The organism is Bacillus sp. FJAT-14266, assembly GCF_001719225.1.
In the GTDB taxonomy this organism is placed as follows: domain Bacteria; phylum Bacillota; class Bacilli; order Bacillales; family Bacillaceae; genus Bacillus; species Bacillus subtilis.
The window spans coordinates 3764501-3781925 of record NZ_CP017072.1 but is presented as its reverse complement, the minus strand read 5'-3'; the positions used below and the strand labels follow the sequence as shown (position 1 = coordinate 3781925).

The following is a 17425-nucleotide window of genomic DNA, read 5'->3' as shown; positions in this document are numbered from 1 at the left end:
TATAAGCTTATTTCTCTTTTTTCTTCAGCCCGAAGAAGAAAGGAAAAGCAGAACCGACCAAGAAGGTGCCGAATAAAAACATGCCGCCGATAAACACGTGGAAATTTGTGTGTCCGGCCGTAAACGCCGTGATTAAGGAAATGATACTGAGCACGATCATGGCAATGCCGGGCGCGACTCTCATTTTTCCCTTGGATCTATGGGCAGCAACAGAACATAAAATGCCGATAACAATAGGAACTATCCACAAATAAAACAGAATAAATACTGACATCATCAAAACTCCGATTTTTCTTCTATCATAACAAATTTCTGTCAAAAAGGGTATCAATGAGCTTTTGCGAAAAAATAAAAACCGGCTTTAGAAGCCGGTTTTTTATTGAAACGTATCTACAATTAAAAACACATTCAAAGCAACGATCAATACAGCAATCAGCCAAGACACCACTGTGACCCATTTGGCGTTGATCAGAGATCCCATGATCCGTTTATTGCTTGTAAACATAATAAGCGGAATGAGGGCAAAGGCGATCCCGAAGGACAGCACGACCTGGCTCAGTACGAGAGCGGTCGTCGGATTAACACCTGACGCGATGATCAAGATCGGCGGAATGATCGTGATAAAACGCCGTACATACAGCGGAATGCGGTAGTTGATAAATCCTTGCATAATCACGTCGCCTGAAAGTGTGCCGACAGACGAACTGGATAGACCGGCAACGAGCAGCCCGATCCCGAATAAAGCCGCAGACATAGGGCTGACAAGATGTCCGAATTGCTGAAATGCGACGTCGAGATCCTCAACAAACAGGCCGTTTTTGAAGAATAATGCGGCAGCCACAATCAGCATACTTGCATTAATAGCCCCTGCAATCAGCATCGCTATTAAAATATCAATAAATTCAAACCTAAAGATTTTTTTCCGTTCTGCATCAGTTTTGCCAACCACCCGCCGCTGTGTAAGGGCAGAGTGTAAATAAATGGCGTGCGGCATAACAGTTGCGCCAAGAATACCCGCTGCAAGAAGCACACTGTCGGTGCCATGAAACGCCGGGACAAAAAGGCCCTTCATCACTGACACGGCATCAGGCTTTGCGAAAAAGGTCTGCAGCGCAAAGGCGATCACGACCACAAACAGCATACCGGCAATACCGGCTTCAAGTGAGCGATAACCGCGGCGCTGAAGCTCCAATATCGCGAAAGAACCGATCGCAGCTATAATAGACGCTTCAAGCATCGGAATGCCGAACAGCAAATACAGTCCCAGAGCCGCTCCGATAAATTCCGCCAGATCAGTTGCGATAATGACCAGCTCGCCCTGAATCCATAATCCGATCGAGACAGGCTTCGGGAATTCTTCACGGGCAACCTCAGGCAGATTTTTGCCTGTCGCAATACCGAGTTTGGCGGATAGGGATTGAATTAAAAGCGCCATGATATTAGAAAATAAGATCACCCATAAGAGCATATATCCGTATTTAGAACCCGCCGAAATATTCGTTGCGAAGTTGCCGGGATCAATATAGGCAATGGCTGCTATAAATGCAGGGCCGAGAAAAGGGAGCAGCCCTCTGAATCCTCTGATTTTCCCGTCAAGCGCATCTTGGACGGCTTTGGAACGGGGAGATTGTGCTGTGATGTCCTTGTTCATCATGTCTCACCTGAATTCTGTTTGTTTTTGCCGTACAACAAAGAGTTTCCTTAAGGCAAATTATTTTATCTACATCATATGACCATCCCGGTTTCTTGTCAACCGAAAATGTTCAAAATACACTTCTGAATTTTTCCCTGTTATGTAACATGATATGTAGGGATTCGGGATAAGGTCCCATATAAAAAGACATCGTTTCAGTTCGAAACGATGCCTTCTGTATCTAATGAGTCTAGGCTTCCTTCCGCAGCCCGCGGAATATAAGGCCCAGCAAGAATACGAAGATGGCTGCCCCGATGATGGCCGGGAAAATAGCAAAGCCGGCGAGGCTCGGTCCCCATGTGCCAAGAAGTCCGTGCCCAATCCAAGCGCCGATCAGCCCGGCAATCATAGAGCCGAAAATTCCTCCCGGCAGCCGGTTTCCTACAATGACGCTCCCAATTAATCCGATAACAATAGCAACAACTAATGAAACCAAAAAGCTAAGCATCATGATCACCTCTCATAAATGATTTACCAATCAATAACCGCTCCTGATCATTTCGAAACACTTAAAAGCATATTCCTTTATGATCCTGTTTTAATCTTTCTCTGCACACTGCCGTCAGCTAAATGAACAATGACCTCAGTGCCTTTATGCGCCGCGATTTCCTTTGCCCGTTCAATCGCTTCTTTCTTTGTATCCTTGATTTCAGACACGCGTTTGGCGCCCTCGGCTTTGACTGCCCAGCCTTTTTTATGCTTAATAACATGCTCTGCTTTGTTCATGAGCTCGGGGCCGCTGCCGCTGCTTGGATCAGCATCGCGTTCTGTCTCATCATCATGCGTCAGGAAATCATCAATTTCATCTGTAGAGGCGTTTTCCGCCCATTCCTTCGCTTTGCTTGTCGCAATTGGAATCGCGCGCCCTTCCTCATAGCCTTCATCAATCATCGCATTCGCAATGTCTATCGCCTTTTTTCTCACCGGCTTCTCAAGATTTTTTAATGAAGCAGGATAATCCTTCATCGACCAAGGCATGTCCATCACTCCTTTTCCTTTTATAAAAATGGTACCCGCAGGTGAAAAATAAAAACGCATCCGAAAAAATGAAGGTATACTATATAGTAGAAAAAACGGAAGGGAAGTGCGGATTGGGTGCCAACAGAACGAAAAGAAGACTTACATCAGCAATTAAAAGAGATAGAGAAATGGGAAAAAGATCAGCAAAAAGTCTGGTTTTGGGAAAAGCTCAGCCGTCTCCCGTTTCAACTCCTGGACAAGCTGACACCGGAATTCATCCAGAAAAAGATCGGCAAGCTCTTGGATGAGGTCGGCAGCTTTGTTCAAACAGGCGGACAGTACCTGACATCTGAAAAACAGATTATCAGGATATTTCAAAAGAAACTGCCGGAGGAGATCTTTGAATCGCTGGAGGACATCCGGAAAGCGCCTCTTCCTGTCATGGATGAAATTGCGGAAGGAATGGGCAAAAACAGAACCAACGCAGCAACCGTTCAAGGCGCGACAACCGGTGTGGGCGGCGTGTTTACGCTGGCGGCAGACATTCCGGCAGTGCTTGGCTTATCACTAAAAACATTACAGGATATCGCAGTCGCATACGGCTATGACCCAAAGGAGAAAAAAGAACGCGTCTTCATTGTGAAATGTCTGCAGCTGACGTCGGCTGATGTTGTCGGCAAAAGATCGATTTTGCAGGAATTAAAACACTACGATCAAGACCGTACATATAAGAATGTCGCTTCTCAAATCCAAGGCTGGCGAGAAGTCGTTTTGGGCTATCGAGACACGTTTGGCTGGAAAAAACTTTTCCAGATGGTGCCGGTTGCCGGAATGGTTTTTGGCGCCGCTGCCAATCGCTCAACATTAAACGACATTACCGAGACAGGCATGATGCTGTACAAAAAGAGGCGCATTCTTGAACGACTGAAAGAAACAGAACGAGAGATGGAATAGCAGAAAGCAGACGGACACCGCGATCCGCCTGCTTTTTTTAGTGGAAACATACCCAATGTGTTTTGTTTGTTTAAAAGAATTGTGAGCGGGAATACAACAACCAACACCAATTAAAGGAGGAATTCAAAATGGCAGACAATAACAAAATGAGCAGAGAAGAAGCAGGTAGAAAAGGCGGAGAAACAACAAGCAAGAACCATGACAAAGAATTCTATCAAGAGATTGGTCAAAAAGGCGGAGAAGCCACTAGCAAAAACCATGACAAAGAATTCTATCAGGAAATCGGCGAAAAAGGCGGAGAAGCCACTAGCAAGAACCATGACAAAGAGTTCTATCAAGAAATCGGTGAAAAAGGCGGAGAAGCCACTAGCGAAAATCATGACAAAGAATTCTATCAAGAAATCGGCCGAAAAGGCGGAGAGGCAACAAGCAAAAATCATGATAAAGAATTCTACCAAGAAATTGGCTCAAAAGGCGGAAACGCCCGCAACAACGACTAATCAAAAGCATAAAGGCAGACAACCTGTAAATAAAAAAGCGATCCGGCACATCAGCTGGATCGCTTTTTTTTGGAATCTTCTCAATTTATGCCGCTATTGCGATACAATAAGTGAAAAAGGGGTTTTCGCTAATGTCCAAGATGCAAAACTTGCTCGCCATCGCAAATGAAGTCAAAGAAAAGCACGCCAATTTTTCAATCTCAGAGGTCAACGACCACTGCGTGCGCCTTGCGGTGTTTACGGGAGAATATGACTGGCACCATCACCCTGACTCAGACGAATTGTTTATTGTTCTTGAAGGGGAGCTGCTGATCGATTTTAAGGACAAAGAAACCGCGGTGCTCAAAGCAAATGACAGCCTGCTGATCCCGAAAGGCACGGTTCACCGCACACGCTCTTATGTCAGAACGGTTAATCTCTGTGTGGAGCATAAACAAGCCGAAACCGTCATCATAGAGGAGCAGCCATGCTAATCAAAAAGGTGATATGTGAAGTAGACGCTGCAAACGCTGAAGCATTTGCAAAAGCGCAGTCACAGTGGGAAGCATTATCGCATATAAGCGGCTTTATCAAACAGGCCGGCGGCTGGCGAAAAACGATAGACGAGCCGCTCACCGCAGAAATCATCAGTGTATGGGAAAACAGAGAAGCCTATGATCATTTTATGGAGAACGAACATGACAGCATATACGAGGAAAACGATCAGAAGGCTGTAATTCTTTCGATAGAGGTGACGGTGTACGAAGAGGATAAACCGTTCGTTCACGATCTGTTACATAACCCTGATATCCGGTACGAACCAGACTGGACGGTTCTGAAGGCATAATCAAAGCCCAAAACATCATGTTTTGGGCTTGTCTCTTTACTCGCGTCCCGGAAGTGTATTATGAACAAAAGGCGGTGCTGGTTTTAACTCCGGTTTTTCTCCAAACGTTTTTGCTTCTTTCACATATTCAAAGGCTTCTCCGTCCGGCGCTTTTTCATTCAGCCAGTTTTGCTCGGCGCTTTCTTCGCCTTCAGAGAAATTGATAAGCTGATGTGAGAACTCTTGTTTTTCGAGCGCTTTCGGGAATGTACCCGGCACAACCGGACCTTCCTGTGCTTCTAATTCTTTAATGGCGGCAAGCCATTGGTTCTGGTGCATTGTGTCACGCGCCAGCAGGAAGCTGAGCATATCTTTGACGCCTTTGTCATCCGTCATTTCAAACAGGCGTGCGACCTGCAGACGGCCCTGAGATTCCGCATTCAGGTTGGCGCGGAAGTCTGCCAGCAGGTTTCCGCTTGCTACGATATAACCGCCGCTCCAAGGTACGCCTGTACTGCTTTCCGGCATGGCGCCAAGTCCTGATACAATCGCATGGTGAGGGTTCATGCCGCCCAGGATGGAGCCGATGACCGGATCTTCAGCAGCTTTTTCCTGCTGATCAAGAGGGGCATCCTCAAGAAGTCTGGCAATCATCGTTGCGATCATTTCAACATGCCCGAGCTCCTCAGTTGCCGTATCCATCAGCAAGTCCTTGTATTTTTCATTTCCTCTTGTGTTCCAGCCTTGAAATAAGTACTGCATGGCAACTGAAATTTCTCCGAATTGCCCGCCTAAAATTTCTTGCATTTTTTTAGCGAATAATGGATCTGGACGATCTGGTTTAGCAGGATGCTGCAGCATTTTTGTGTGCTTAAACATGTACCCATCTCCTTTTTCGATTATCTCTTTTTATATTTCCGATCGATAGAAAGATAAACGAAAAACAGCGTATCGAGATGGGAACTATGAATCTTTTCGCAGCTCCAACAGTTCCCGGATCAGCTCCCGGCCAAAGATGGGCTCATACTGCCGGTAAACAGGGTCAAGACGCTTCATCCATTCTTGTTTCTCTTTATCTGACAGCTCATAAATATGTATAGCAGAATTCTTTTTGATTTCTTCCAGCTGCTCCTTGTTCATTTGTTCGGCATACGTTTCATTCCACTCCGTCGTCTCCTTCATCGCTTCAGTCAAAATGCGTCTTGTTTCTGGTGTTTGCGCCTTCCAGAAGTGTTCATCAGTCATGACAGCGTAGCCGAGGTAACCGTGGCTGCTTATTGTCAAATAGTCCTGAACATTATAAAATTTTTTAGAATAGATGTTTGAAATTGTATTTTCTTCGCCATCGACTACATTGTTTTCTAACAGCTGAAAGGTAGAATTGAAGGATTCCTGATGAGGTGTTGCGCCAAGCAGCTTGAACTGATCCTCAATCACATCGCTTTGCATAATGCGCAGATCCTGCCCTTTTAAATCATCCGGTGTTTTGACCGGCCCTTGATTTGTTGTGATTTGCTTAAAGCCGTTCGTCCAATAGGCCAGTCCTCTTAATTGGTTTTTCTTTAGAGAATCAAACAGCTGTGTGCCGATGCTTCCGTTCAGCCCTTTTTTGGCGGCGTTGTAATCTGTAAATGCATACGGCAGATCCAGCACTCCCCATTCAGGCGAGAGCATGCCGAGCTTCGATGTGGAGGGGGCGATAAATTGAACATCACCGTTTTGCAATGCTTCAATTTCTTCGATGTCCGAGTACAGGCTTCCATTCGGAAATACTTCTATTTTTATTTTCCCGCCTGATTTTTCGTTCACCAGATCAGCGAATTTATTGGCGGCCAGCCCTTTTGGCGTATTTTCAGCAACCACGTGGCTGAATTTAAACACGATTTGATCCTTCAGGCCTTCCTGGTCGTCATCATAAACAATCTTTTTATTGCCTGTATGATCATGGAATCCAATAAATAAAGCGGTTGCAATTCCAGCGATCATCAGTGCGAGACATGCAAGCAAACTCTTCATGAAAAGCCCTCCCCTATGTTAAGGATAATGGGGGCAATGACATTCGTAAAGACCTGAAAGGAGAAGCTGATGAACAAAAAGAAGCTCTCAATCCGTTGGAAAATCACAATCTTATCCTATATACTCGTCATTTTCTCCTTTTTGATCGGCGGCATTGTGCTCATCGGCAACATTCAGCATACAGAGGAGCGGGAGCTGAAAAAGCGGCTGATGAATACGGCCCGGACGGTGTCAGAGATGACAGAAGTGAAAGAAGCCTTGGCGCGAAAAAAACGAACAGAAGCTGTTCGCCATGCGGTTGAAGAAATCAGGATGATTAATGAAGCAGACTATATTGTCGTCATGGATATGAATCACATCCGATATACGCATCCTGTCAGCACAAGCATCGGCAAGAAATCAGAAGGTGCAGACGAGGAGGCAGCGTTTGCGGAGCACATTTATTTCTCTGAAGCAAAGGGCGAGCTCGGCACGGCGGTTCGCGCTTTTTATCCGGTTAAGGATCAAGACCTGAACCAAATAGGCGTGGTGCTTGTCGGAAAAACGCTGCCGGGTATCGCTGACATCCTGCTTCATTTAAAGCGTGATATCGCCTTCATCGTTGTGCTGACACTCGGCTTTGGCCTTGCTGGTTCCTTTTTGCTGGCCCGCCATATCAAAAAACAAATGTTTCAGCTTGAACCCCATGAGATTGTCCGAATGTATGAAGAACGGACAGCGACGTTTCACTCGATGAATGAAGGGGTGATCGCTATTGACAATCGGCTCGTCATTACGATTTTTAATGAAAAAGCGAAACAGATCTTTGAAGTGCAGGGGGATCTGATCGGCAAGGTGATTTGGGAGGTTCTCAAGGATTCACGCCTGCCCGAAATCGTGGAGCGGAACAAAGCGGTTTATAATGAAGAAATTCGTGTCAGCGGAAAAGTCATCATGAGCAGCAGAATTCCGATCGTCATGAAGAAAAAAGTGATCGGCGCCGTTGCGATTTTTCAGGACAGAACGGAAGCGGCCAAGATGGCAGAGGAATTGACTGGTGTCAGAAACTTTGTGGAGGCGCTCCGTGTCCAAAACCATGAGCATATGAATAAGCTGCACACGATCGCCGGTCTCATCCAGCTGGGGAAATCTGAAAAAGCCTTGCAGCTTGCATTCCAGGCATCAACTGAGCAGGAAAATGTGACTGAATTTCTGCACCGCTCGATTCAAAATGACGCTGCGGCAGGCCTTCTTTTAAGTAAAATCAGAAGGGGAAGAGAGCTCGGCATTGCTGTTCATATAGATGAAAACAGCAGTCTTCAGCAATTTCCCGAGCATGTTGATCAGCATGATATTGTGGTGCTTTTGGGGAATCTGATTGAAAATGCCTTCGGCTCATTTGAAACCGTTCAATCTGAAGACAAACGAATTGACATTAGTATCGAACAAACAGATGATATCCTCGCTATTTTAATAGAAGATAACGGCTGCGGAATTGATCCGGCACATATGCCTCGCCTTTACGACAAAGGTTTTACGGTCAATAAAACTGGCGGCACAGGCTATGGCCTGTATCTAGTGAAACAAATCATAGACAAAGGATCGGGCACGATAGAAGCTGATTCACATGCGGGGCAGGGGACATCTTTTTCTATCGTTTTTCCAATGAAGGGGGAGGAAGCACAGCATGGCTCGTAAAGAATGGAAGGTTCTGCTCATTGAAGACGATCCGATGGTTCAAGAGGTCAATAAGGATTTCATTACAACTGTTAAAGGCGTTACTGTCTGTGCAACGGCAGGAAACGGAGAGGAAGGCATGAAGCTGATTAAAGAAGAACAGCCGGATCTCGTCATTCTCGATGTGTACATGCCGAAAAAAGACGGCATCAAGACCTTGCAGGAGATCAGAAAGCAAAAGCTTGAAGTGGATGTCATTGTCGTCTCCGCTGCAAAAGACAAGGAAACGATCTCACTCATGCTGCAAAACGGGGCGGTTGACTATATCTTAAAGCCGTTTAAGCTTGAGCGAATGAGACAGGCACTCGAAAAGTACAAGCAATATAAACAAAAAATCGAAGCGAATGATACGCTGTCCCAGGAACAGCTCGATGCGATCCTGAATATTCCGCAGCAGGCCGTACAGGATCTGCCGAAAGGGTTGAATCACTTCACGATGAATGAAGTCACTGCTTTTTTGAAACAGCAAACCGCATCCCTTTCTGCTGAAGAGGTCGCCAAGGCGCTTGGCATCGCCAGAGTGACAGCCAGACGATATCTTGATTACTTAGAAAAAACCGGGATCATCAAATTGGACGTTCAATACGGCGGAGTCGGCCGGCCGGTCAACCGCTACGTGTTAAAAGGATAAACCTGAGACCAAAAAGACCAAAATGTCCGTTATGATCATAAACTTCCCCAGACATCATGAAAACGCTATCATTATAGTAAGAAAGACACAAAAGGCGAATAGGACAGGGGGATGAAGGATATGAAACTGTTTAAAAATTTAACAGTTCAGGTCATAACCGCGGTCATCATCGGGGTCATTGTCGGGCTGGTCTGGCCGGATGTCGGCAAAGAAATGAAACCGCTTGGCGATACATTTATCAACGCTGTTAAAATGGTGATTGCACCAATTATTTTCTTCACAATCGTTCTCGGGATTGCAAAAATGGGCGATATGAAGAAGGTTGGAAAAGTAGGGGGAAAAGCGTTTATCTATTTCGAGGTTGTCACCACCCTCGCACTCATTATCGGTTTATTTGTCGTCAATATTATGAAGCCGGGTGCGGGTCTTGATTACAGCAAGCTTGAAAAGGGTGATGTATCACAATACACGCAAAATGGCGGTCAGGGAATCGACTGGATTGAATTTGTTACACACATTGTTCCATCCAACATGGTTGATGCCTTCGCAAAAGGGGACATTTTGCAGGTCTTATTCTTTTCTATTCTTTTCGGAGTGGGTCTTGCGGCATTAGGCGAAAAAGGAAAAAGCGTCATTGATTTCTTCGACAAGGTTTCTCACGTTTTTTTCAAAATTATCGGCTACATTATGCGTGCCGCGCCAATCGGGGCATTCGGGGCGATGGCGTATACAATCGGACACTTCGGGCTCGATTCCATCAAACCGCTGGCAAGCTTAATGATGTCTGTTTATATTACGATGTTCCTGTTCGTATTTGTTGCTTTAAATATCATCTGCAAGCTTTACGGATTCAGCCTGTGGAATTACCTTCGCTTCATTAAGGATGAGCTTCTGATCGTGCTTGGCACAAGCTCTTCCGAATCGGTGCTTCCTCGTATGATGGATAAAATGGAGCGCTACGGCTGTTCCAAATCCGTTGTCGGGCTTGTTATTCCGACGGGCTATTCGTTTAACCTCGACGGCACATCCATTTATTTATCAATGGCGACTGTCTTTTTGGCACAGGTGTTTGGAGTAGACCTCAGCATCGGCCAGCAAATTACGATTATCCTCGTTCTGATGCTGACATCGAAGGGAGCGGCAGGTGTGACGGGAAGCGGATTTATCGTCCTTGCCTCAACGCTGTCAGCGCTGCAGGTCATTCCGCTGGAGGGGCTTGCACTCCTGCTCGGGGTCGACCGTTTCATGAGTGAAGGAAGAGCCATTGTGAACCTGATCGGAAACGGAATCGCCACGATCATTGTTGCCAAAAGCGAAAATGAATTTGATGAAGCAAAAAGCGTAGAGGCTGTTGAAGGCATGAAAAAAATGAAAACAGCAGTCTGAAAAAAAACGGCCCATCCATGGGGCCGTTTTTTTAATTGTTTAAGAATTATTAAGGTAAGGACAGAGACCTCAGCATTTTTTTGTTATATAATTTACAAATGGATACTATATTGAATGAAGGACGTTTGTCCTAACAGGAGTGTATAAATGGCCGCTTTAGTTAAATTTTTTCAGCACCCGGGAGTAAGGCGTTTCTCCATCTTTGTCGTGTTAACTGGTGTGTTATATCTATTTAAGAGCATGATCAACTTAATATTGCTTACCTTCATTTTCACATTTCTAATGGATCGTTTGGAGCTTGTCGTGCGGCAGTTTGTAAGCCAGTTCTTCCGCGTGAGCCAGCGGGTTGTCATTACGTTTCTTTACATGTTGCTGGCTGTGCTGCTTACAGTCGGGGGCTTTGTGTTTTATCCGGTCGTCGCGGCGCAGATCCAGCAGCTGGTAAAGCAGATTAAACATATTGCGTATCATCCTGACAGCATCCCTTTCTTTGATGAGATCACCAGTGTCTTCGGAGATATTAACATCAGTTCATATGTCAAAGAGGGCTTCAATGTAGTGTATACGTATCTGGCCGATATCAGCACATTCGGCTTGCAGGTCGTGATGGCGCTCATTCTCAGCATGTTTTTCTTATTTGAGAAAAAACGGCTTTCTGAATTCATGGCGAAATTTAAAACGAGCAAACTGAGGGTCTTTTATGAGGAGATTGCTTTTTTCGGAAGCAAATTTGCAAGAACGTTCGGCAAGGTGCTCGAGGCTCAATTTATCATTGCGCTCGTCAACTGTATTCTGACGTTTATCGCGCTTTGGATTATGCATTTTCCGCAGCTGTTTGGGCTTTCGATTATGGTGTTCTTCCTTGGATTGATCCCTGTAGCAGGCGTCGTCATTTCCCTGATTCCGCTCAGCATTATCGCCTACAGCACTGGCGGCGGAATGTATGTGCTCTACATTGTCCTTGTCATATTCGCCATTCATGCGATCGAAACCTATTTCTTAAATCCGAAGCTGATGTCGGCGAAAACAGAGCTGCCAATTTTTTTCACCTTCACAGTACTCATTTTCTCTGAACACTTCTTCGGCATTTGGGGTTTAATTATCGGGATTCCGATCTTTGTGTTTCTCCTTGATATTCTGGATGTCACCAACAAGGAAGATAGGTCTAAAGGACACCGAGAGAATAGCGATAAAATGTAGTTTGAAATCGAATAATGAGTGTGCCTCGATCTGCCGGCCTGCCTGTTCAAGGCATGGAATTAAGACTCGGAATCGGAGCTTGGCATTGCTTCGCACAGTGGTGAACACAACAGGTGACAATGCCTGTCATCATTACAGAAACTGAAAAGAACAAACAGTCGGAGTAAACGCTCATCATCGGTTTAACCAAACATTTGGAAGCAACAAATGCTATAATACAAACAGTGCCTAATGTTAGGCACTGTTTATTTTTTGTCGAAAAAGGAGGAAGGCTTTATGGCTGAGCCGATTTTACATATTGAAGGCCTCGATAAAAAGATTGGGTCTAAACAGATTTTAAAACAGATCAGCATGGACGTCATGGAGGGCGAAATCATCGGCCTTCTCGGTCCAAATGGTTCCGGAAAAACAACACTCATCCGTATCATCGTCGGGCTGCTGAAACAAAACAGCGGAAGCGTGACAATCAGCGGATTCCAGCATGATACAGAGTTTGAAAAAGCGATGGAAGCGGTTGGAGCGATTGTTGAGAACCCTGAGTTCTATCCGTACCTGACAGGCTGGGAAAACCTCAAGCACTTTGCGAATATGCACAAAAAAATAGCGGATGAACGGCTTGATGAAGTGGTGGAACGTGTCGGGCTGACGTCAGCGATTCATGATAAGGTGAAAACCTATTCCCTTGGGATGCGCCAGCGTCTGGGAATCGCCCAGGCAATTCTTCACCGGCCGAAGCTTCTCATTCTAGATGAACCAACAAACGGCCTCGATCCTGCGGGGATGAAGGATTTTCGCGATCATATTAAAGAGCTCGCAGAAATGGAAGGAACAGCTGTCCTGTTCGCCACTCATTTATTGCGCGAGGTTGAAGACTTGTGCGACCGTGTCATCATCATTCAAAAAGGTGAGATCAAAGCGGAAGTCAGCTTACAAGGAACTGGCCAAACCACAGAAAAAGCGATTATAGAAGTGCAGCCGCAAGAAAAAGCGCTCAATTGGCTGACAGGCAATCAATATCAAGCTGAGTGCCAAGCTGGGGCGATTGTAGTTGAGGTGGCAAAAGAAAACATACCGGAGCTGAACCGATCACTTGTCGGACAAGATCTGAATGTATTTTCCATTACGCCTTACACGCAGTCACTGGAAGACGAATTTATAAAAGCGACAACAGCTCATCAAGAGGAGGGAGAAGAGCTTGTCTAAATTAATTTGGAATGAACATATGAAACTTTTTAATCGGAAGGTCACTTTGGTTTCCCTTATCCTGATGGCTGTCTTTCAATTCTTCATGGCATTGATCATTAAACGGATTGTCATCAGTGCCGGAACAGATGAAAACTTCATCGGCTATTTATCGTATACACCGAGCCTGAACATTTTGCTGCAGGCTTTAACGATCGTAATTGCAGCAACAATTGTTTCGATGGAATTTGATAAAAAGACGATCAAATTTTTGCTCATTCGTCCGGTTAAACGCCAAAAGGTCTTTTGGTCAAAATTAATCACAGTCGTGATGGTCAGCTTCTATTTGTATCTGGCATACTACATTCTGGCATTATTATTCGGTCTCGTGTTTTTTGGCACATCGGTGACTGCGGAATCAAAGACATTGCTGGTCAACACCTTGGCGCTGATCGGGTCAAACTGGCTTGAAGCTGTAATGATGGGATTATTCGGGCTGCTTTGTTCTTCGCTGTTCCGCAATAGCGCGGTAGCAGTTGTTGTTTCTTTTGTCGTTTTATACGGAGCGAGTACACTTGTTCAGCTCATGAAGTTGTTTGAAAACAAGTGGGGCAGCTTTTTGCTTTTTGCGAACACTGACTTTACGCAATACAGAAGCGGAGAGACAGCGTTGTTTTCAGGCATGACGCCATTGTTTTCAATTGGCATTCTCATCATACATGCCATATTCTTCATCGTTGTTGGCTGGTGGTGCTTCTGTAAACGGGATGTTCGGGTCTAAAGGCAAGGAATGACATTTTTGTGAAACAGCTCACGTAAATCAATATTAAGTGATATTTTGGTTTATACTAAAGGTACTGACGGAGGTGTCTCGATTGAGGAACTTTATTACCGCTTTACCGATCGTATTGCTGCTTGGATTCTCATTTGTGTCATTCATGTTTCAGTTTGAACATCTTGTTTATTTCAGGCTCGCGCTTGGGTTGTTTTCTCTCGTGGGACTGTACATGATATATAAAATGAAGACGGGCATCCGCTATTTTATCATCTATCTGTATGCCAGCTGGATTGTGTTGGCCGCAGTGACCGCTTTTGAAGAGCCGATTTTCTCAAGCTTTTTCTTTGGCGGCCTGGTGATGACGATGGGTTACCTGACATATATGCTGATTTATCTCGGCATGAAACAAGACCGGGATGCAAATCCTGTGTAATCGCGCTGTTCCCTTGGGGAACGGCGTGTTTTTCTATACTGGACAAAAAGATTAACAGTTGCGGAAAAATGGCAGGAAATCTATAATACATATTAAATTTATCGGAATTAAAACTTGGGGGGCTGCCGGATGTCATTATTTATACAAAACGATCAACAGCGGCAATGGATGGAGAAAATCGGACGGATTGCGGATGAATTTCAGCAAACAGCTGCTGAAGATGACGAACAGGGACGTTTTCCTGCAGAGAAAATACAAAAACTGCGTGATGCTGGGTATACAGCATTAACATTGCCGGCATCTCATGGCGGAGGGGGCATTTCTGTTTACGATATGCTCCTGTTTCAAGAACGGCTTGCACGGGGAGATGCTCCGACGGCTCTTAGCATCGGCTGGCATTTGAGCGTGATCGGGGAGCTTGGAGAAGGCAACAGCTGGGATGAAGACGTATTTGCATTTGTTGCCAAGGAAGTCCAAAACGGAGCTGTCATTAACAGGGCGGCGACTGAAGCGAAAACCGGAAGCCCGACAAGAGGAGGGCGTCCCGGTACACACGCCGTCAAAAAGGATGGCAAATGGGCAGTGAACGGGAGAAAAACCTTTACGACGATGTCACAAGCTCTGGATTATTTTTTAGTAACCGCATGGATTGAGGACAAACAAACAACAGGCGTGTTTCTCATTCATAAAGATGATCCCGGCTTGTCGATTGAAGAAACGTGGGATATGATGGCGATGCGGGCGACTGGGAGCCATGACCTTGTACTGAACGAAGTAATGCTTGATGAGAATAAGCTGGTGGAACTGCTTCAAGGGCCTCGTGGAGCTAAGCCGAATGGCTGGCTGCTTCACATTCCTGCAATTTATCTTGGTGTGGCTCAAGCTGCTCGTGACTATGCAGTGCAATTTGCATCTGAGTATTCTCCAAACAGCTTGAATGGACCGATCAAGAATGTCCCGGCCGTACAGCAAAGAACAGGCGAAATGGAGCTTGAACTGCTCAATGCCAGACACTTTCTTTTCCATATCGCTCAATTGTATGACGATCCGGAGCGGCGTCCACACTTGACCAGCGAGCTCGGTGCGGCGAAACATATCGTCACAAACGCTGCGCTGTCTGTTGTTGATAAAGCGATGAGAATTGTCGGGGCCAAAAGCCTGGAACGAACCAACCCGCTTCAGCGCTATTATCGTGATGTGCGCGCCGGTCTTCACAACCCGCCGATGGATGACGCCGTGATACACAAGCTGGCGGCTGAAGCGTTTGAGTCATAAAAAAAGAGCCTTACCGGCTCTTTTTATGTATTGTTTTGCTCTTGCAGATTTTTTTGATGCTTGCGGTCGATCCTGTCATAAATAACGTTCATCAGCTTTGGATTGCCCATAATCGCCTCTTTGTTTTCCTGGATCAGCTGTTGGTAAGTTTTCACTTTACGCTTCGGCATGCCCCGGCGCCCTCCTGACATGTTTGTATTCACTTTCTAACTCCGTCAGCGACAATTCATACAGATGACGCTTTGACTTTTTGTATATACCATTCTGTATTAACAGATGAATGAGCTGTTTTTTTCTGATTTCTGCAGACTGAGGTGTCATTGTGTCACCAACCTCCAATCAAACGATATTGATAATCATTATCAATTAACTTCAGTATACAATGTCCGCAATCGCCTGTAAAGGTGAAAACAGTCCTATTCTTTCGCCAATTTACAAACATTCAACAAATCGACAAAAAGTTTCCCGGGCAATAATTTGCTGTCGAAATATTCCGCTTCATTGAACGCGTCCTGCTATTTTTCATGTTTTGAACCATACTATGTAATAGAATGGAGGCTGGTATTCAATGGAGCGGACAGAAAATCTGAAAAAGGGAGAAAAAGGGGCGCTCCTCAATATTTTTGCATATGTCATTCTTGCTGTTGTAAAGCTAGTCATCGGGATTCTATATCATTCTGAAGCGCTGAGAGCAGACGGGTTAAATAATGGAACAGATATTGTTGCGTCAGTAGCAGTGCTGATAGGATTGCGGATTTCTCAAAGACCGGCTGACAGCGATCATCCATACGGCCATTATCGGGCTGAAACAATTTCGTCTCTTGTTGCGTCTTTTATTATGATGGCAGTCGGCATTGAAGTGTTAATCGGCGGAGGAAAAGCGATTGCGGGCGGAACAACGGAAACGCCAAATCTTATCGCGGCATGGACGGCGTTAGGCAGTGCTGTGTTTATGTATGGCATCTATTTATATAACAAAAGGCTGGCAGCGTCCATTAAAAGCTCTGCCCTGATGGCAGCGGCAAAGGACAGCAGGTCAGACGCTTTTGTAAGCGCCGGCGCGTTTATCGGTGTTTTTTCGTCCCAGCTGAAGCTGCCGTGGATTGATCCGGTAACGGCTTTTATCATCGGCATCATCATTTGCAAAACTGCGTGGGATATCTTTAAAGACGCTTCACATTCCTTAACAGACGGCTTCCATTTAAAAGATCTTGAGCCTTACAAACAGACCGTCGGCAGGATTGAAAAAGTGCATCGCCTAAAGGATGTGAAAGCGAGGTATTTAGGCAGTACAGTTCATATCGAGATGGTCATTACGGTTGATCCGAAGCTTACAGTAGAAGAAGGCCATGGAGTGGCGGATGAAGTAGAAGACAAAATAAAACATGAACACGATGTAACTCATGTTCATGTTCATGTAGAGCCTGACGACATAAAATAAGGCTGTTTAACGAATTAGCTTATATGTTCAGATAAAAATTCAATCACTTCTTCAGGCGTTTTGGCATTGGCGCTGTGAAGGTGAGCTGTTTTTTCACCGTTCTTGAAAATAAGCAGGCTGGGAATGCCCATTACTTGGTATTTTTCAGCCAGGTCAGGAAGCTCGTCCTTATTCAGCTCATACCAATCGTTTTGATTGTATTCTTCCAAAATATCGCCGATGAACATATTCATGCGTGTGCAGTCTGGGCACCAATCAGCATAAAACTTTACAATGATTTCTTTATCGGATTGAATCAGTTCATTAAATTGTTCGTTTGTTGTGATTTTTTTCATATGTCACATCTCCTTTTCAATGCCATTTTAATATAAAATAAAAAGGAATTACATACAAATGCATTCAACATCAGCATGCCCAAAAATAATTAGATCATTTTCCGGTGAAAATGATAAGAT

General features: G+C 45.1%; 22 protein-coding genes. 13 read left to right on the top strand and 9 right to left on the bottom strand.

What is annotated here, in order from left to right; all coding sequences use genetic code 11:
• Window positions 1-7 precede the first annotated feature (7 nt).
• From BGM23_RS19660 to BGM23_RS19645, 4 genes are all read right to left on the bottom strand, one after another.
• A complete protein-coding gene (locus tag BGM23_RS19660) occupies window positions 8-274 on the bottom strand; it encodes a hypothetical protein (protein ID WP_021481716.1) in 267 nt (88 codons plus the stop codon).
• Between the two features lie 102 nt (window positions 275-376).
• Complete coding sequence (locus BGM23_RS19655; RefSeq protein WP_041850718.1) at window positions 377-1654, bottom strand: Nramp family divalent metal transporter; 1278 nt, start codon at window positions 1652-1654, stop codon at window positions 377-379.
• Between the two features lie 229 nt (window positions 1655-1883).
• Complete coding sequence (locus BGM23_RS19650; protein ID WP_046664269.1) at window positions 1884-2141, bottom strand: GlsB/YeaQ/YmgE family stress response membrane protein; 258 nt, start codon at window positions 2139-2141, stop codon at window positions 1884-1886.
• A 77-nt stretch (window positions 2142-2218) separates the two neighbouring features.
• A complete protein-coding gene (locus tag BGM23_RS19645) occupies window positions 2219-2671 on the bottom strand; it encodes a DUF2188 domain-containing protein (RefSeq protein WP_003246574.1) in 453 nt (150 codons plus the stop codon).
• A gap of 117 nt (window positions 2672-2788) precedes the next feature.
• Here BGM23_RS19645 and BGM23_RS19640 point away from each other — a divergent pair, with 117 nt between their 5' ends.
• From BGM23_RS19640 to BGM23_RS19625, 4 genes are all read left to right on the top strand, one after another.
• Window positions 2789-3607, top strand: coding sequence for an EcsC family protein (locus tag BGM23_RS19640; protein ID WP_003234359.1), 819 nt, complete (start codon window positions 2789-2791; stop codon window positions 3605-3607).
• A gap of 128 nt (window positions 3608-3735) precedes the next feature.
• Window positions 3736-4107 carry a glucose starvation-inducible protein GsiB gene (gene gsiB, locus BGM23_RS19635; RefSeq protein ID WP_003246542.1) on the top strand — a complete coding sequence of 124 codons (372 nt, stop codon included), beginning with the start codon at window positions 3736-3738 and terminating at the stop codon, window positions 4105-4107.
• Between the two features lie 131 nt (window positions 4108-4238).
• Window positions 4239-4580 (top strand): cupin domain-containing protein, encoded by a 342-nt coding sequence (locus BGM23_RS19630; protein WP_003246564.1) that lies wholly within the window; start codon window positions 4239-4241, stop codon window positions 4578-4580.
• The gene (locus BGM23_RS19625; protein WP_032722920.1) at window positions 4574-4933 is read left to right on the top strand and encodes a YdbC family protein; all 360 of its coding nucleotides are present in this window, start codon (window positions 4574-4576) and stop codon (window positions 4931-4933) included. Before BGM23_RS19630 ends, BGM23_RS19625 begins: the two co-directional genes overlap by 7 nt.
• 36 nt (window positions 4934-4969) lie before the next feature.
• Here BGM23_RS19625 and BGM23_RS19620 read toward each other — a convergent pair whose 3' ends face one another.
• Both BGM23_RS19620 and dctB read right to left on the bottom strand, forming a co-directional pair.
• A complete protein-coding gene (locus BGM23_RS19620; protein WP_015715268.1) occupies window positions 4970-5791 on the bottom strand; it encodes a manganese catalase in 822 nt (273 codons plus the stop codon).
• Between the two features lie 84 nt (window positions 5792-5875).
• A complete protein-coding gene (gene dctB / locus BGM23_RS19615) occupies window positions 5876-6928 on the bottom strand; it encodes a C4-dicarboxylate TRAP transporter substrate-binding protein DctB (protein WP_032722921.1) in 1053 nt (350 codons plus the stop codon).
• Window positions 6929-6997: 69 nt separating this feature from the next.
• Between dctB and dctS the strand changes: the two genes are divergently transcribed.
• From dctS to BGM23_RS19570, 8 genes are all read left to right on the top strand, one after another.
• Window positions 6998-8605 (top strand): two-component system sensor histidine kinase DctS, encoded by a 1608-nt coding sequence (gene dctS, locus BGM23_RS19610; protein ID WP_046664268.1) that lies wholly within the window; start codon window positions 6998-7000, stop codon window positions 8603-8605.
• Window positions 8595-9275 carry a two-component system response regulator DctR gene (gene dctR / locus BGM23_RS19605; RefSeq protein WP_003234347.1) on the top strand — a complete coding sequence of 227 codons (681 nt, stop codon included), beginning with the start codon at window positions 8595-8597 and terminating at the stop codon, window positions 9273-9275. The genes dctS and dctR overlap by 11 nt, the downstream gene beginning before the upstream one ends.
• A gap of 120 nt (window positions 9276-9395) precedes the next feature.
• Entirely contained in the window at window positions 9396-10661 is a 1266-nt protein-coding gene (dctP, locus tag BGM23_RS19600) for a C4-dicarboxylate transporter DctP (RefSeq protein WP_014475862.1), read from the top strand.
• Between the two features lie 147 nt (window positions 10662-10808).
• Entirely contained in the window at window positions 10809-11861 is a 1053-nt protein-coding gene (locus tag BGM23_RS19595; protein ID WP_015715271.1) for an AI-2E family transporter, read from the top strand.
• 276 nt (window positions 11862-12137) lie between these two features.
• Window positions 12138-13064, top strand: a complete 927-nt coding sequence (locus BGM23_RS19585) for an ABC transporter ATP-binding protein (RefSeq protein ID WP_015715272.1) — start codon at window positions 12138-12140, stop codon at window positions 13062-13064.
• Window positions 13057-13824, top strand: a complete 768-nt coding sequence (locus tag BGM23_RS19580) for an ABC transporter permease (RefSeq protein ID WP_015715273.1) — start codon at window positions 13057-13059, stop codon at window positions 13822-13824. The genes BGM23_RS19585 and BGM23_RS19580 overlap by 8 nt, the downstream gene beginning before the upstream one ends.
• Before the next feature lie 94 nt (window positions 13825-13918).
• Window positions 13919-14254 (top strand): hypothetical protein, encoded by a 336-nt coding sequence (locus BGM23_RS19575; RefSeq protein WP_003225151.1) that lies wholly within the window; start codon window positions 13919-13921, stop codon window positions 14252-14254.
• Between the two features lie 129 nt (window positions 14255-14383).
• A complete protein-coding gene (locus BGM23_RS19570) occupies window positions 14384-15529 on the top strand; it encodes an acyl-CoA dehydrogenase family protein (RefSeq protein ID WP_015715274.1) in 1146 nt (381 codons plus the stop codon).
• 23 nt (window positions 15530-15552) lie between these two features.
• Here BGM23_RS19570 and fbpB read toward each other — a convergent pair whose 3' ends face one another.
• Both fbpB and BGM23_RS19560 read right to left on the bottom strand, forming a co-directional pair.
• Complete coding sequence (gene fbpB, locus BGM23_RS19565; protein ID WP_072692865.1) at window positions 15553-15732, bottom strand: Fur-regulated basic protein FbpB; 180 nt, start codon at window positions 15730-15732, stop codon at window positions 15553-15555.
• Window positions 15686-15850, bottom strand: a complete 165-nt coding sequence (locus BGM23_RS19560; protein ID WP_015715275.1) for a Fur-regulated basic protein FbpA — start codon at window positions 15848-15850, stop codon at window positions 15686-15688. The genes fbpB and BGM23_RS19560 overlap by 47 nt, the downstream gene beginning before the upstream one ends.
• Window positions 15851-16097: 247 nt before the next feature.
• On the opposite strand from BGM23_RS19560, the gene BGM23_RS19555 reads away from it, so the two are divergent.
• Window positions 16098-16970 (top strand): cation diffusion facilitator family transporter, encoded by an 873-nt coding sequence (locus BGM23_RS19555; protein ID WP_038427412.1) that lies wholly within the window; start codon window positions 16098-16100, stop codon window positions 16968-16970.
• Between the two features lie 14 nt (window positions 16971-16984).
• Here BGM23_RS19555 and BGM23_RS19550 read toward each other — a convergent pair whose 3' ends face one another.
• A complete protein-coding gene (locus BGM23_RS19550) occupies window positions 16985-17305 on the bottom strand; it encodes a thioredoxin family protein (RefSeq protein WP_038427414.1) in 321 nt (106 codons plus the stop codon).
• Between the last annotated feature and the right edge of the window lie 120 nt (window positions 17306-17425).

Coding starts and splice junctions, on each gene's coding strand:
- BGM23_RS19660 (WP_021481716.1), bottom strand. CDS start 274: ATGTCAGTATTTATTCTGTTTTATTTGTGGATAGTTCCTATTGTTATC.
- BGM23_RS19655 (WP_041850718.1), bottom strand. CDS start 1,654: ATGATGAACAAGGACATCACAGCACAATCTCCCCGTTCCAAAGCCGTC.
- BGM23_RS19650 (WP_046664269.1), bottom strand. CDS start 2,141: ATGCTTAGCTTTTTGGTTTCATTAGTTGTTGCTATTGTTATCGGATTA.
- BGM23_RS19645 (WP_003246574.1), bottom strand. CDS start 2,671: ATGCCTTGGTCGATGAAGGATTATCCTGCTTCATTAAAAAATCTTGAG.
- gsiB (WP_003246542.1), top strand. CDS start 3,736: ATGGCAGACAATAACAAAATGAGCAGAGAAGAAGCAGGTAGAAAAGGC.
- BGM23_RS19630 (WP_003246564.1), top strand. CDS start 4,239: ATGTCCAAGATGCAAAACTTGCTCGCCATCGCAAATGAAGTCAAAGAA.
- BGM23_RS19625 (WP_032722920.1), top strand. CDS start 4,574: ATGCTAATCAAAAAGGTGATATGTGAAGTAGACGCTGCAAACGCTGAA.
- BGM23_RS19620 (WP_015715268.1), bottom strand. CDS start 5,791: ATGTTTAAGCACACAAAAATGCTGCAGCATCCTGCTAAACCAGATCGT.
- dctB (WP_032722921.1), bottom strand. CDS start 6,928: ATGAAGAGTTTGCTTGCATGTCTCGCACTGATGATCGCTGGAATTGCA.
- dctS (WP_046664268.1), top strand. CDS start 6,998: ATGAACAAAAAGAAGCTCTCAATCCGTTGGAAAATCACAATCTTATCC.
- dctR (WP_003234347.1), top strand. CDS start 8,595: ATGGCTCGTAAAGAATGGAAGGTTCTGCTCATTGAAGACGATCCGATG.
- dctP (WP_014475862.1), top strand. CDS start 9,396: ATGAAACTGTTTAAAAATTTAACAGTTCAGGTCATAACCGCGGTCATC.
- BGM23_RS19595 (WP_015715271.1), top strand. CDS start 10,809: ATGGCCGCTTTAGTTAAATTTTTTCAGCACCCGGGAGTAAGGCGTTTC.
- BGM23_RS19585 (WP_015715272.1), top strand. CDS start 12,138: ATGGCTGAGCCGATTTTACATATTGAAGGCCTCGATAAAAAGATTGGG.
- BGM23_RS19570 (WP_015715274.1), top strand. CDS start 14,384: ATGTCATTATTTATACAAAACGATCAACAGCGGCAATGGATGGAGAAA.
- BGM23_RS19560 (WP_015715275.1), bottom strand. CDS start 15,850: ATGACACCTCAGTCTGCAGAAATCAGAAAAAAACAGCTCATTCATCTG.
- BGM23_RS19555 (WP_038427412.1), top strand. CDS start 16,098: ATGGAGCGGACAGAAAATCTGAAAAAGGGAGAAAAAGGGGCGCTCCTC.
- BGM23_RS19550 (WP_038427414.1), bottom strand. CDS start 17,305: ATGAAAAAAATCACAACAAACGAACAATTTAATGAACTGATTCAATCC.